Source organism: Pseudomonas sp. PS02288, assembly GCF_029959715.1.
In the GTDB taxonomy this organism is placed as follows: Bacteria; Pseudomonadota; Gammaproteobacteria; order Pseudomonadales; family Pseudomonadaceae; genus Pseudomonas_O; species Pseudomonas_O kuykendallii.
Genome location: NZ_JASCPA010000042.1, coordinates 1 through 12,561 on the forward strand (window position 1 = coordinate 1; position 12,561 = coordinate 12,561).

Consider the following 12,561-nt stretch of genomic DNA (forward strand, 5'->3'; position numbering starts at 1 on the left):
ATGCGGGGGGTCATCCCAGATTTGTGCATATTGTCGCATAGGTCCCGGGGCAGTTGCATGAAGGCTTGGAAGCGCGGCGGCTCAAGCGCCGCCGCACGCTCCTCGCAGCACGGCCTCTATGGGCGGTTAGCGCGGCCGGTGGCGGGCCGGGCGGATCGCCGCGGTCCCACGCTAGCAGCGCTACAACTGCGCGGCGGTCTGGGGGGCCGTCAGCGTTTGGCTGAAGAAGCGCACGGCCTCACTGTTGAGGCTGTCGTGGACGGCCATGCGATCGACCCCTTCGCCGTCGTCGCAGAGCTGTGGCGCGGCCTCGCGCATCTCCGCCGAACAGGGCGCCATGAAGACGAAATGCCCGGCACCCGGCACCACACGGTAATCGGCAGGTCCCGGCAGACGCCGCGCCAGCGCCGCGGCGTTTTCCGCCGGCAGCAGCAGGTGGTCCTCGGCGCCGGCGTAGAGCAGCACGGGCACCTGGACGTCGGCCAGGTCCTGGCGCCCAAACATCAGGCCGAGCGGCGCCAGCAGCAGGAGCGAACGCACCCGCGAATCTGGCGCGGCTTCCACCACGTCATCGTCGATCGCCAGGCTCGCCGCGCGCTCGCAGGCTTCGGCGTCGTCCGGCTGTTTTTCACAGTACTGGCGAAGGTGCTGGAGTTCGGGATGGCCGCCGGCCAGGATCAACGCCGACTCCCCGCCCGCCGAGTAGCCGATCACCCCGACCTGGCGGCTGTCGACCTCCTCTCCGAGCAGTTTGTCCTGGCCGACCGCGTCGATCGCCGCGGAGAGCTGCATCGGGCGGCCATAGAGGTTGCTGAAGCGGCCGATGCGGCTCTGGTCGTCGACGTTGTCACCGGGATGCTGCACCGCCAGTACGATGAAGCCGCGATGCGCCAGCGCGGTCGCCAGGTCGTGATGCGCCAGGGGCGAGCCGCCATTGCCATGGGACAGAACGATCAGCGGGAAGCGGCCCTGCGCCGGTGGCGTGTCTTCGCGGCCAGCGATGCGGAACAGGTCGATATGCGTGTCGCCGCGCTTGACCCAGGACGGATAGAACGCGACGGCGCTCATCGGCTGGTGGTCGACCGGGTCCTCCAGCGTCAGCCGGTGCAGACCGACGCCCCAACTGGGGGCGGCATGCCCTGCGATCGGCAGTGCGGTGAGCATGGTCGCCAAGAACACTGTGAGAAAACGCCCTGACATGCTCCCCTCCCGTGCATTTCCGCGAGCCCCGGACGCACAGGGGCGCCGGGTCGCGGGAAACGATGCACGGATCGGACCAGAGGACGGATCAGAGAGCGCCCAGGTAGTCCATCTTGCCCAGGTCGAGGCCGTTGTGGCGGAGGATCGCGTAGGCGGTGGTCATGTGGAAATAGAAGTTAGGCAGCACGAAGTTCAGCAGGTAGGCATCACCCTTGAACGTCACCTCACCCTTCGCCAGCGTGAGCACGATCTCCTTCGACTCGCTGCCGTCGAACTGCGCGGCATCCAGGCCCTTGAGAAAGTCCACGGTCTTGGCGATGCGCGCCTGCAATTCGGGAAAGGTGGTTTCGGTGTCGGCGAAGCTCGGAACATCGCTGCCGGTCAGGCGGGCGCCGGCGCCCTTGGCCGCATCGCTGGCGATCTGGACCTGTTTCGACAGCGGCAGCATGTCGACCGCCAGACGCGCATTGACCAGCACGGAGGGGTCGATCTTCTTGGCTTCGGCAAAGGCCGCAGCCTTGTCGAGGATCGCCGACAGGTTGCCGAACATGCGCACGAACACCGGGACGGAGGCCTGATACATGGAGAGGGACATGGAATTTCCTGCTGCACGGGGTTGAAGGTCAGCCATGATCCGTCGTGAGATGCGTGCTGTCGAGCCGACCCAATCGCACCAAAGAGAGGAGAACGGAACATGTCACCGGATGCCGTCGCCGCCTTCTGCCTGCAGTTGCCGGGCGCCTGGGAGGACCTCAAGTGGGGCCATAACCGGGTCTTCTCGGTCGCCGGCAACAAGATGTTCGCCATCGTCGATTTCCTCGGCGAACGCCTCGCCTTCAAGGTCGACGCCGACCTGTTCCTCGGCTTCTGCGACCGTCCCGGCATTCATCCGGCGCCCTATCTGGCCCGGGCCCACTGGATCGCCATGGCGCCGCCCTTCCCGCTGGGCGATGCCGAACTATCCCTCCTGCTGCGCCGTTCCCACCAACTTGTGGTGGGGCGCCTGCCAAAGCGCAAGCGGATCGGGCTGCTGCTGGACGACGAGTGAATTGCTTAGCTAGCTTTCTTAATTACCGGGGACAGGCGATCATGGCGAACCTGTTCTGCCACCGCTTCGAGTGTCCATGAGCCCGCCTGCGCAGCCTTCTCCACCGATCACGCTGCAAATCATCAGCATCGTCTTCTTCACCTTCATCGCCTTCCTCAGCATCGGCATTCCACTGGCCGTTCTGCCTGGCTACGTACACGACGACCTGGCATATGGCTCGGTGCTGGCGGGCGTGGTGATCAGCAGCCAGTACCTCGCCACCCTGCTCTCCCGACCGCTGGCCGGCGCCACGGCCGACCGCCTGGGCGCGAAGAAGGCGGTGACGTTCGGCCTCGTCGGCTGCACCCTGAGCGGCATCCTTACGCTGATATCCACCTCGATCCAGGCCTGGCCGTCCGCCAGCCTGGGCCTGCTGCTCGCCGGCCGCGTGGTGCTGGGCATTTCGCAGGGCCTGGTGGGCACCGGCGCGATCAGCTGGGGCATCGGCCGTGTCGGAGCGGAAAACACCGCGCGGGTGATTTCCTGGAACGGCATCGCCGCCTATGGAGCAGTGGCGATCGGCGCACCGCTCGGGGTGTTGATGGTCGCTGAGCTGGGCCTGTGGAGCATGGGTGCCTCGATCACCCTGCTGGGCGTCGTCGCCCTGGGCCTGGCCTGGAACCGGCCGCCGGCACCCATCGTTCCCGGCGAGCGGCTGCCGTTTCGCCGGGTGCTCTGGCAGATCGCTCCCAACGGGCTGGGGCTCGCGCTGGGCTCGATCGGCTTCGGCACCATCGGCACCTTCATCACCCTGTACTACGCCAGCCTGGGCTGGACCGGCGCCGCCTACTGCCTCACGGCGTTCGGCGCCTCGTTCATTGGCGCGCGACTGCTGTTCGGTGGCGCGATCAAACGACTGGGCGGCTATCGCGTGGCGATCGCCTGTCTCGGTGTGGAATGCCTGGGTTTGCTGCTGCTCGGTTTCGCCCATCAGCCCTGGCTGGCGCTATGCGGCGCGGCGCTGACCGGCTTCGGCCTGTCGCTGGTGTATCCGGCCCTTGGAGTCGAGGCGATCTCGCGGATACCCGCCTCCAGCCGCAGCTCGGCGCTGGGCGCCTACGCGGTGTTCTTCGACATCGCGCTGGGCATCGCCGGCCCGCTGATGGGTGCCATCGCCAATGGCCTGGGCTTCGCCAGCATCTTCTTCAGTGCCGCGCTGATGGCGCTCGCCGGCCTGCTGCTGAGCCTGTGGATGTACCGCCAGGCCGAGCGTCGCTAGAACGTAATGAAACGCCGGCCAAGCAACAGCCAATCGATCCAGAACGCCTGGTGCAACAGCACGATCAGCCAGAAAAGCAGCTGGTAGGAAAGCTTTCGCGTCTTGTGGCGAAACACCTGCTGGGCGATCAACGCGCCCGGCCAGCCGCCCAGCAGCTCGATCAGGTGAAGGGTGTTTTCCGGCGTGCGCCGGCCGCCGGACAGCGCGCGGCGCTTGTCGATCCCGTAGAGCAGAAAGGCGAGCACACTGAGCAGCAGATAGGCGGTCGCCGGCCAGAAGCTCCCGCGCCAGGCCAACAGGGCGACGCCGCCTGCCGGCAAAAGGCACAGCAGCGCGAAGAGCATCAGTTTCAGCGGCAGATGGAGTGGCCTGCCCGTCGTGCGTGCCGGGGAGGCGCTGTGGCGGGTGGCGGGCCTGGCGGTGTCGCGTGGTTTCTGGCGGATCGCCGGATCGTCCAGCGACAGCCCCGGCAACCGTGCATGGCCGGCGCGCGGACGTTCGCCGGGCTCGCTGGACATCGTATAAAGCACGGTGTCGCCGGGCCGTGGGCGACGCTCGCCGCGCATCGCCGAGACATGCACGAAGACCTGGGACCCGCCCGCCTGCGGAACGATGAAGCCGAAGCCCTTCTCGTCGTTCCAGCTTTTCAAGGTGCCGCGCAGTTCCATCGCTCGCGTCCCTGCGAATCGCCTCAGCCCTGGGCCGTGCTCCAGTCGATCCAGCCGAACTGCCAGGTCGCCAGAATCACCAAGCCGAAGGCGATCCGGTACCAGCCGAACACCGCGTAGCTGTGGTTGGCGATGAACTTGAGCAGCGCGCGCACGGTGATCATCGCCACGACGAAGGTGGAAATGAAGCCGATGGCGAACACCGGAAGATCGCTGAGGTGGAGGATCTCGCGGTACTTGAAGAGCGAATAGACTGTCGCCGCGACCATCGTCGGCATCGCCAGGAAGAACGAGAATTCCGCAGCCGCCTTGCGCGAGAGGCCGAACAGCAGCCCGCCGATGATCGTCGAGCCGGAGCGCGAGGTGCCCGGAATGAGCGCCAGGCACTGGGCAAAACCGACCTTCAGGGCCAGCTTCCAGTCCATGTCGTCGACCGTTTCGGCGCGAATCGTATGCACGCGCCGCTCGGCCCAGATCATCACCACCCCCCCCATGATCAGCGCGGTAGCGACGGTAATCGGGTTGAACAGCCAGTGTTCGATGAGGTCGGCGAACAGCAGGCCGAGGATCACCGCCGGAATGAAGGCGATCAGCAGGTTCAACGTGAAACGTTGCGCGCGACGTTGCGTCGGCAGACCGACCACCACGTCGATGATGCGGCTGCGGAACTCCCACATCACCGCCAGGATCGCGCCCAGCTGGATGATGATCTTGAACGCGGTGGATCGGTCGCCGTTGAACTCCAGCAGGTCACCGACCACGATCAGGTGGCCCGTGCTGGAGATCGGCAGGAATTCGGTCAGCCCTTCGACAATACCCAGAACCAGTGCCTGAAAGGCGCTCCAAAGATCCATCATTCCCCCAGTTCCCAGGTTTAAAAACGCATACGGCTCGGTGCGCAGGGGTGCGACATAAACGCCCCACGCTCAGGTTTGCCCGCGTTTTGCCGAAATGCTATCAGAAGCTGGCTAAAGGCTGGCAAACCGGGTTTCGGACAGTCGTGGAACCGCTACAGTTCCCACGCTAGAGCAATAACAACAATATCGAGGGCTTCACCATGCGCAGTCTCCGAAGTTTGCCCATCAGCCGCCGGCTGATGCTGATTCTCGCGGTTGCTGTCGCCATGCTGGTGGCGCTCGGCGTGTTCATGCTGCAACAGATACACAACGACCTTTACGAGGGGAAGGTCGAGAAGACCCGTCATCTGGTGCAGAGCGCCAGCGCCATCCTGCAGAACTTCCATGACCAGGAGGTTGCAGGCACCCTGACCCGCGAGCAAGCCCAGACGCAGGCCGCCGCAATGATCCGCAGCCTGCGCTACGACAAGACCGAGTACTTCTGGATCAACGACCTCGGGCCGAAGATGATCATGCATCCGGTCAACCAGAAGCTCGAAGGCCAGGACCTCTCGACGATCAAGGACCCGGACGGCAAGGAGCTGTTCAACGAAATGGTCGCCCTCGCGCGCAAACAGGGCGGCGGCATGGTGGACTACCGCTGGCCGAAGGCCGGTAGCGCCGACCCGCTACCCAAGGTGTCCTATATCCAGCTGTTCGAGCCCTGGGGCTGGGTGCTCGGCACCGGCATCTACATCGACGACATGCAGGCGCAGTTCTACGGCCAGGCGCTGCACGCATCGCTGATCGGCCTGGGCATCGCCGTGGTGATGACCCTGCTGGTGATGCTGATCGCACGCAGCATCGTCGTGCCGCTGAACGCCGCGGTCGGCGCCATGGCCAACATCGCCAGCGGCGAGGCGGACCTCACGCGCAGCCTCGACACCCAGGGCAACGACGAGCTGGCGCAGATGTCCAGGCACTTCAACGCCTTTACCCTCAAGCTGCGCCAGGTCATCGGCGAATCGCTCGCCGCCTCGCGCTCGCTGGACGAAGCCGCGCGCTCGCTGGACGGCGTCGCCAACCAGGGCTACCAGACCAGCCAGCAGCAGTCGCAGCAGATGGAACTGGTCGCCACCGCGATCAACGAAGTCACCTATGGCGTGCAGGACGTGGCGAAAAGCGCCGAGGAAGCGGCCAACGAAGTGCGCAACGCCGAGGACCAGGCCAACCAGGGCCAGCAGAACATCGACAACAGCCTGCGCCAGATCGACCAGCTGTCCGGCACCATCGGCCAGGCCGTGCAAGTGATCCAGGCGCTGGCGCAGGAAAGCTCGCAGATCGGCAAGGTGCTGGAGGTGATCCGGGCCATCGCCGAGCAGACCAACCTCCTCGCGCTTAACGCCGCCATCGAGGCGGCCCGTGCCGGCGAGCAGGGCCGCGGTTTCGCCGTGGTGGCCGACGAGGTGCGCCTGCTGGCCCAGCGCACGCAGCAATCGACGGCGGAAATTCAGGGCATGATCGAGCGCCTGCAAACCAACTCCGGCGCCGCGGTGAAGGTCATCCACGAAAGCAGCGAGGCCTCGCAACTGACCGTCGACCAGGCCAGCCAGGCCAGCGAGAGCCTGCAACTGATCGCCCAGTCGATGCGCAACCTCGCCGGCGCCAACGCCTCCATCGCCAGTGCCACGCTGCAGCAATCGCATGTGGTGGAGGACATCAACCGCAACGTCACCGAAGCCGCGAGCCTGGCGCACACCAGCGCACTGTCCGCCGAAGAGACCAGCAGCGCGAGCAAGAACCTCGGTCAGCTCGCCGACCAACTGGGACGGCTGCTCGGCCAGTTCCGCGTCTGACCGGCGCCGACGCCGGTCCGCTGCCGTGAGCGCGCCATCGCGTTCACGGCGACGCGCTAGATCACACCCTCCTGGTTTTCCGACCAGGGTTGGCCCTTGCGCTTGAGCTCCAGACGGCGCACGAATTCCAGCAACACCGCGGCATAGAGCTCGTCCTGCAGGTGCACGTCCTCGATGCCGGCGTCGATGTTCGGGTTGTCGTTGACCTCGATAACCACCACCTTGTCGCCCGCCTGCTTCAGGTCCACCCCGTAGAGCCCGTCGCCGATCAGGTTGGCGGTGGTGGTGGCCAGCTCCAGCACCTCGCGCGGCACCTCTTCCACCGGCAGCGTCTGGAAGTCGCCACTGACCTCCTGGGCGTCCGGGCGGTGGTCGTAGATCTGCCAGTGGCCCTTGGACATGAAGTATTTGCAGGCGAAGATCGGCTTGTGATTGAGCATGCCGATGCGCCAGTCGTACTCGGTGTAGAAGAACTCCTGTGCCAGCAGCAGCACCGAGCGCTCGAACAGCTCAGCCGTCACCTTGAGCAACGCCTGCTGATCCTCGACCTTGATCACCCCACGGGAAAAACTGCCGTCGGGGATCTTCAGCACCAGCGGGAATCCCAGCCGCTCGCCCAGGTTGTCCAGTTCGTGCGGGCGGTCCTTGTAGAGTATTTCCGTGGCCGGCATGCCCAGCTTGTGGGCGCGCAGCAGGTCCGTGAGGTACACCTTGTTGGTGCAGCGCAGGATGGACGCGGGATCGTCGAGCACCACCAGCCCCTCGCTTTCGGCGCGTTTGGCGAAGCGGTAGGTGTGGTCGCTGACGTTGGTGGTTTCGCGGATGAACAGCGCGTCGTACTCGGCCAGGCGGGAGAAGTCCTTCTTCTCGATCAGGTCCACCTCGATGCCGAGGCGCTTGCCGACGCGGATGAAGTTCTTCAGCGCCTTGCGATTGGACGGCGGGAAGGCTTCGTCCGGGTCCTGCAGGATGGCCAGGTCGAAGCGCACCAGCCGGCGTGAACGTGGGCGTCGCCAGATCTTGCGGTTGAAGGCGTCGAGGACGTTGGCGAAGTGGTCCTCCTGGTCGTCGCGCAGTTTGTGCAGGCTACCGGGCTTGATCCCGGTGATGTGCCAACTGTCGTTGCGGCGGAATTCCACCAGCAACAGCGGACAGGGAAACGCCTCGAACAGCTGGCGCGCCAGGTCCTGCAGCGGTTCGATCTCGGTACGGCCGAAATACAGCGTGAGGGTGAAGCCGTCGGTGCTGCCGAACGGGTGGTCAGCCAGCGCCCTGTCGAGGGACTTGTCGAGGTATTCCAGCGCCAGGCTGTAAAGCGCCTTGCGCGCCAGCTCGCTGATGGTGCGCACGCTGGGGATCACCCGGTGCCCGCGCGCCTCGGCCAGCAGCGAGCAGTAGTAGCCGTGGCCGAGGTACTTGTAGTTGCGGCACAGGTTGATCACCTGAACCCGTTTGCCGCTGGCATCGTCGTTGGGTTGTTCCAGGTACTCCTGGACACTGATGACATCTTCGCTTGGATAGTAGGAGGTCCAGTCCTCCTTGCGCTCGACCACAATGACGAGTCTGCTCACGATCGCTCCCGCTCATATGCCGGGAGCAAAAGGCGCCCCCGCCTGTCTGTGCTAGGACATGCGAGACAAACATCGCGTTCGCCCGTTCTGGAAACTCCTTATCGATGAAAGCCGCCCTACGCCTCGCCACGGCCGAAGACATCGCCGCCCTGGTGGCACTGGAAAACCGCTGCTTCGACCACGACCGCCTCTCGCGGCGGAATTTCCACTGGATGATCACGCGCGCCAACGCCCGTCTGACGCTCGCCGAGGAAGACGGGCGCCTCCTCGGCTACGCGCTGGTGCTGTTCCACCAGGGCACCTCGCTGGCGCGCCTGTACTCCATCGCCAGCGATCCGCAGGCGCGCGGCCGCGGCCTCGGCCAGCGGCTTCTGGAGGCCGCGGAACAGGCCGCGCTGGAAAACGACTGCGCCTTCCTGCGCCTGGAGGTCCGCCCGGACAACGGCGCCGCCATCGCCCTCTACGAACGCAACGGCTACCTGCCCTTCGCCCGCCTCAGCGACTACTACGAGGACCATACCGAAGCGCTGCGTTATGAGAAACGCATTCGCCAACTCAGCCAGGGTCGGCACAAGCGCTCGCCCTACTATCGGCAGACCACCGACTTCACCTGTGGCCCGGCATCTCTACTGATGGCCATGGCAGCTCTGGATCGCGACTTCCGCATGACCCGTCGCGAGGAACTGCGCCTGTGGCGCGAGGCGACCACCATCTACATGACCGCGGGGCATGGCGGCTGTGGCCCCCATGGCCTCGCGCTGGCCGCCTGGCGCCGCGGGTTTCACGTCAGCCTGATGGTGAGCGTCAGCGGGCCGCTGTTCCTCGACGGCGTGCGCAGCGAGGAGAAACGCGCGGTGATGCGCGTGGTGCATGAAGACTTCTGTGCCGAGCTGGAGAAAAGCGACGTGCAGTCGCTAAAACGTGGGCCGCTGGACATTCCGGCCGCACTCGCCGCTGGCGGGCAACCGCTGGTGCTGATCAGCAGCTATCGGCTGACGCGCTCCAAGGCGCCGCACTGGGTGATCGTCACCGACAGCGACGAGGACTTCGTGTACCTGCACGACCCGGATGTGGACCACAGCATCCATCGCCGGCAGATGGACTGCCAGCACGTGCCGGTCAGCCACGCCGAGTTCGACAAGATGAGTCGGTTCGGCCGGCGCAAGCTGCGCGCGGCCGTGATCGTCTATCCACGCCAGTGAGCGTTTCAGCTACCGCCGCCAGCGCCGCCTGCTCCGGCTCCACCCGAGCCCCCGGAACCGCCGGCGCCTGAACCCGAACCGAAGCCTGAGCCGGAGCCGGAGTTACCGCCGCTTCCGCCGATGGGTGCTCCACCGTTATTGCTGCCGGTACCGCTGGTGCCCGCGCCGCTGGAATTGCTCGGGTTCGCGCCATTCTGGTTGAGCGTGCCGTCGGTGTTGCCCGGGCTCGTAGTGGTTGGCGTACCCGGCGCGACCGTGGAACGCTCCTGGCCCGTGGTGGGCGTACCAGGCGCAAAGGTCGAACGCTGCTGGCCGGTGGTGGGCGTGCCGGGCTCGGTGGTGGAGCGCTGCTGGCCGGTGGTCGCGGGGGTGCCGTTGCCGCTGTTCACCGAATTGCCGTTAGTCGACATGCCGCTGGCGGAGTTGGCCCCGCCCGGCGCCGCCTGATCGGCCCGGGTTCGGATCTGGTTGATGTTGTCGCCTACCTGCTGGCGGTTGTTTTCCATCTGCTCGCCGCTCTGGCGACGCTGGTCTTCCAGGCTCAAACCGGCGCCCGCGTGACTGACGAGGGGAATGATGGTGGCCAGGACGAGTAGCGGGAATCTGATCGTGTGCATCTTCTTCTCCATCACGTGGGTACCCACGGTGGACAGCGCAGGGTCGTGCGGCTCTTCGTACGTTCATCGGATTCACGCCACGGCGGAATTCAGCTGCCGCGGGTCAAGGAGCCGTCGCTGGCGTGGTGCTAGTTTCGCCTTGTCCATTCGAACCCATGCCGGGTTCGCATCTCTGCGTTGCAAGTAGGACCCCATGGTTGAACAGGCTCACCCTGACCCAGGCGCTGGAACTGATGCGGCGCCACTTCAGACCGCTGGGTCTGGAGGTTTCCTTCGAGACGCCGGACAGCCTTCTGGTCCGGGTGCTGGACCCACTGACCGCTGCCCCCTTGCTGACCGTCACTGGAATCCGCTGCAACACCAAGCTCACCCACGAGGAGATCGACCGACTGATCCAGGCGCTGGAAACCGACCTTGAAGTGATTCATCCAAACAACCCATTCACCCGCCGAACCGAATAGGAACCCCGCAAGAAATCCCTACACGCGACATTTATTTTTCGATTGTCGACATCCCGTGACTTCCGGCTTAACACCGACATCAATGACATGACCGAGCCTGCTGCAAGTGACCGTACCAGGCCCCTCCATTTAGGCACTTTTAAGAGACCGCCCCCATGAACGCCCCGCTCCGTGTCAACGAAGCACTTTTGATCGCCGGCCGCGCTTTCCAACCGTTCGAATGCGTAGCCTGGGCTCCGCTAGAAGGCAGTGGTGAATTGAGCCTGAGCGTCGTCGACAGGACCTGCACCCGGGTCCTCGGTCGCTCGAAGATTTCCCGCACCACCTACTGCGATCCGCAGCAGCTGGCGGAAATTCTCCAGCAGGCGCGGCAGGAGCTGAGCCAGGAAGGCTTCAGGCTTTCCCCGTGGAGCATGCCCGAGTAAACCGAAAGGCCCGGCAATCGCCGGGCCTTTTTGTATCTGCGCACCGAAAGCGTGCCGCGGGCCCCACGACGAACTCCGGGAGCGCTGCTCCGGTCTATCCCTCAGCCACCGGCGGGAGGATCACCATGAGTACCACGCACCTCACCCTCGACGAAGCCCGACGCATCATCGATCAGGCCTTCCTCCCGCTCCACTGCACGACCGTCGCCGACCGCGAGGACGCCAGCTTCTCCCTGAAGGTGAGCGACGAGTCCGGCCTAGCCCTCTACTCCATCGCCCACCTGGCGCGCTCGCAGTACAGCGAGCCGATCCGTTTCGCAGGGCTGATCGAACAGGCGCGGCTGGAGCTGAGCAAGGACGGGCATGCGCTGTATCCCTGGTCGATGCCCTTCCAAGTGGACCTCAAACACTGCTGAAGCCAGGTAGAAGCAATGGAAGCGTTCGACCTCAAACGCATGCTGCTGGACGAATTCCCTGTGCTGTTCCTCGGCGAGGTCGCGCTGCGCGCCAGCTTCGCCTACCTCGCGGTGTTCGCCTTCCTGAAGATCTCGGGGCGCCGCGGCGTGCGCCAGCTGTCGCTGTTCGAGGTGGTGGTGATCCTCACCCTGGGCTCGGCGGCGGGCGATGTGTCCTTCTACGACGATGTTCCCCTGCTGCCGATCGTGATGGTCTTCATCACCTTGCTGGTGCTATATCGGGCCACCACCTACGCGATGGAGCGCAGCCCGCGCTTCGGCGCCTGGATGGAGGGCAAGCCGATGGTGATCATCCGCGATGGCCAGTACGACCTGCCGACGCTGGAGGCCACCAACATCTCCGACGACGAATTCTTAATGGAGCTGCGCCAGCAAGGCGTCGAGCACCTGGGCCAGGTGCGCCTGGGCATCCTCGAGGTGAACGGCGACGTGAGTCTGTACTTCTTCGACAGCGATGAAACGCGCCACGGGCTATCCGTGCTTCCGCCCAGCGAGCGGGTGGTCGTCGAGACCGCCCATCAGAACGGCCTCCATGCCTGCTGCCGCTGCGGCTTCGTCCAGTCTCTGGACTACGGACAGGGCGGTCCCTGCCCGCGCTGCGAACGCACACGCTGGTCCATGGCAAGCGACCGCCCGCGGGCGCGCTGACCGGTGGGCTGAACCGCCGCCTTTCCGACCGGGTCACTGTTTCTAGGCAACGCAGATACTCACCGGAGGAACCAGACGATGCTCGGCGACCATTCCGAAATCATTCAGCACCTCAACACCGCCCGCAAACACGCCGACCAGGCGGAAACCCAGGACAATCCCGCGCTCTACCGCGAAGCCATCGACGAGATGGCCATGGCCATCGAACTGCTGCTGCGCAACAGCGCCGAGAAGGAAGGCGAGCTGTACCGCGGCCACGGCGCCTGAGTCGCCAGCGCCAGCCAGACACTTCGCT

General features: G+C 65.2%; 15 protein-coding genes. 9 read left to right on the plus strand and 6 right to left on the minus strand.

Annotation, left to right across the window (positions count from 1 at the left end; genetic code table 11):
- Positions 1 to 180: 180 nt before the first annotated feature.
- Entirely contained in the window at positions 181 to 1,200 is a 1,020-nt protein-coding gene (locus QMX85_RS16085) for a hypothetical protein (RefSeq protein ID WP_282342497.1), read from the minus strand.
- A gap of 88 nt (positions 1,201 to 1,288) precedes the next feature.
- Complete coding sequence (locus QMX85_RS16090) at positions 1,289 to 1,795, minus strand: DUF1993 family protein (protein ID WP_090230528.1); 507 nt, start codon at positions 1,793 to 1,795, stop codon at positions 1,289 to 1,291.
- Positions 1,796 to 1,894: 99 nt separating this feature from the next.
- On the opposite strand from QMX85_RS16090, the gene QMX85_RS16095 reads away from it, so the two are divergent.
- Both QMX85_RS16095 and QMX85_RS16100 read left to right on the plus strand, forming a co-directional pair.
- A complete protein-coding gene (locus tag QMX85_RS16095) occupies positions 1,895 to 2,248 on the plus strand; it encodes an MmcQ/YjbR family DNA-binding protein (RefSeq protein ID WP_282342503.1) in 354 nt (117 codons plus the stop codon).
- Between the two features lie 76 nt (positions 2,249 to 2,324).
- Positions 2,325 to 3,506 carry an MFS transporter gene (locus tag QMX85_RS16100; protein ID WP_282342505.1) on the plus strand — a complete coding sequence of 394 codons (1,182 nt, stop codon included), beginning with the start codon at positions 2,325 to 2,327 and terminating at the stop codon, positions 3,504 to 3,506.
- Here the strand turns inward: QMX85_RS16100 and QMX85_RS16105 are convergent.
- On the minus strand, positions 3,503 to 4,174 hold the full coding sequence (locus QMX85_RS16105; RefSeq protein ID WP_282342507.1) for a DUF1294 domain-containing protein: 672 nt from the start codon (positions 4,172 to 4,174) through the stop codon (positions 3,503 to 3,505). The genes QMX85_RS16100 and QMX85_RS16105 overlap by 4 nt on opposite strands.
- 23 nt (positions 4,175 to 4,197) lie before the next feature.
- The gene (locus QMX85_RS16110; RefSeq protein ID WP_282342568.1) at positions 4,198 to 5,028 is read right to left on the minus strand and encodes an undecaprenyl-diphosphate phosphatase; all 831 of its coding nucleotides are present in this window, start codon (positions 5,026 to 5,028) and stop codon (positions 4,198 to 4,200) included.
- Between the two features lie 203 nt (positions 5,029 to 5,231).
- Here QMX85_RS16110 and QMX85_RS16115 point away from each other — a divergent pair, with 203 nt between their 5' ends.
- Entirely contained in the window at positions 5,232 to 6,866 is a 1,635-nt protein-coding gene (locus QMX85_RS16115; RefSeq protein ID WP_282342510.1) for a methyl-accepting chemotaxis protein, read from the plus strand.
- Positions 6,867 to 6,922: 56 nt separating this feature from the next.
- On the opposite strand, the gene QMX85_RS16120 is transcribed toward QMX85_RS16115, so the two are convergent.
- Complete coding sequence (locus tag QMX85_RS16120) at positions 6,923 to 8,437, minus strand: RimK family protein (protein ID WP_282342511.1); 1,515 nt, start codon at positions 8,435 to 8,437, stop codon at positions 6,923 to 6,925.
- A 104-nt stretch (positions 8,438 to 8,541) separates the two neighbouring features.
- Here QMX85_RS16120 and QMX85_RS16125 point away from each other — a divergent pair, with 104 nt between their 5' ends.
- The gene (locus QMX85_RS16125) at positions 8,542 to 9,639 is read left to right on the plus strand and encodes a GNAT family N-acetyltransferase/peptidase C39 family protein (protein WP_282342512.1); all 1,098 of its coding nucleotides are present in this window, start codon (positions 8,542 to 8,544) and stop codon (positions 9,637 to 9,639) included.
- 5 nt (positions 9,640 to 9,644) lie between these two features.
- Here the strand turns inward: QMX85_RS16125 and QMX85_RS16130 are convergent, their stop codons facing one another.
- Positions 9,645 to 10,268, minus strand: a complete 624-nt coding sequence (locus QMX85_RS16130; RefSeq protein ID WP_282342513.1) for a hypothetical protein — start codon at positions 10,266 to 10,268, stop codon at positions 9,645 to 9,647.
- 185 nt (positions 10,269 to 10,453) lie between these two features.
- Between QMX85_RS16130 and QMX85_RS16135 the strand changes: the two genes are divergently transcribed.
- From QMX85_RS16135 to QMX85_RS16155, 5 genes are all read left to right on the plus strand, one after another.
- Positions 10,454 to 10,717 carry a DUF1652 domain-containing protein gene (locus QMX85_RS16135; RefSeq protein ID WP_282342514.1) on the plus strand — a complete coding sequence of 88 codons (264 nt, stop codon included), beginning with the start codon at positions 10,454 to 10,456 and terminating at the stop codon, positions 10,715 to 10,717.
- A 155-nt stretch (positions 10,718 to 10,872) separates the two neighbouring features.
- Positions 10,873 to 11,142, plus strand: a complete 270-nt coding sequence (locus QMX85_RS16140) for a hypothetical protein (protein WP_090230506.1) — start codon at positions 10,873 to 10,875, stop codon at positions 11,140 to 11,142.
- A 125-nt stretch (positions 11,143 to 11,267) separates the two neighbouring features.
- Entirely contained in the window at positions 11,268 to 11,558 is a 291-nt protein-coding gene (locus tag QMX85_RS16145) for a DUF1652 domain-containing protein (RefSeq protein ID WP_282342515.1), read from the plus strand.
- Between the two features lie 15 nt (positions 11,559 to 11,573).
- Positions 11,574 to 12,266 carry a DUF421 domain-containing protein gene (locus QMX85_RS16150; RefSeq protein ID WP_282342517.1) on the plus strand — a complete coding sequence of 231 codons (693 nt, stop codon included), beginning with the start codon at positions 11,574 to 11,576 and terminating at the stop codon, positions 12,264 to 12,266.
- 78 nt (positions 12,267 to 12,344) lie between these two features.
- Positions 12,345 to 12,533, plus strand: a complete 189-nt coding sequence (locus QMX85_RS16155) for a hypothetical protein (protein ID WP_282342519.1) — start codon at positions 12,345 to 12,347, stop codon at positions 12,531 to 12,533.
- The last annotated feature ends 28 nt before the right edge of the window (positions 12,534 to 12,561 follow it).

Excerpts from the sequence above, each read along its gene's own strand:
- QMX85_RS16085 (WP_282342497.1), bottom strand. The coding sequence starts at position 1,200 with ATGTCAGGGCGTTTTCTCACAGTGTTCTTGGCGACCATGCTCACCGCA.
- QMX85_RS16090 (WP_090230528.1), bottom strand. The coding sequence starts at position 1,795 with ATGTCCCTCTCCATGTATCAGGCCTCCGTCCCGGTGTTCGTGCGCATG.
- QMX85_RS16095 (WP_282342503.1), top strand. The coding sequence starts at position 1,895 with ATGTCACCGGATGCCGTCGCCGCCTTCTGCCTGCAGTTGCCGGGCGCC.
- QMX85_RS16100 (WP_282342505.1), top strand. The coding sequence starts at position 2,325 with ATGAGCCCGCCTGCGCAGCCTTCTCCACCGATCACGCTGCAAATCATC.
- QMX85_RS16105 (WP_282342507.1), bottom strand. The coding sequence starts at position 4,174 with ATGGAACTGCGCGGCACCTTGAAAAGCTGGAACGACGAGAAGGGCTTC.
- QMX85_RS16110 (WP_282342568.1), bottom strand. The coding sequence starts at position 5,028 with ATGGATCTTTGGAGCGCCTTTCAGGCACTGGTTCTGGGTATTGTCGAA.
- QMX85_RS16115 (WP_282342510.1), top strand. The coding sequence starts at position 5,232 with ATGCGCAGTCTCCGAAGTTTGCCCATCAGCCGCCGGCTGATGCTGATT.
- QMX85_RS16125 (WP_282342512.1), top strand. The coding sequence starts at position 8,542 with ATGAAAGCCGCCCTACGCCTCGCCACGGCCGAAGACATCGCCGCCCTG.
- QMX85_RS16130 (WP_282342513.1), bottom strand. The coding sequence starts at position 10,268 with ATGGAGAAGAAGATGCACACGATCAGATTCCCGCTACTCGTCCTGGCC.
- QMX85_RS16140 (WP_090230506.1), top strand. The coding sequence starts at position 10,873 with ATGAACGCCCCGCTCCGTGTCAACGAAGCACTTTTGATCGCCGGCCGC.
- QMX85_RS16145 (WP_282342515.1), top strand. The coding sequence starts at position 11,268 with ATGAGTACCACGCACCTCACCCTCGACGAAGCCCGACGCATCATCGAT.
- QMX85_RS16150 (WP_282342517.1), top strand. The coding sequence starts at position 11,574 with ATGGAAGCGTTCGACCTCAAACGCATGCTGCTGGACGAATTCCCTGTG.
- QMX85_RS16155 (WP_282342519.1), top strand. The coding sequence starts at position 12,345 with ATGCTCGGCGACCATTCCGAAATCATTCAGCACCTCAACACCGCCCGC.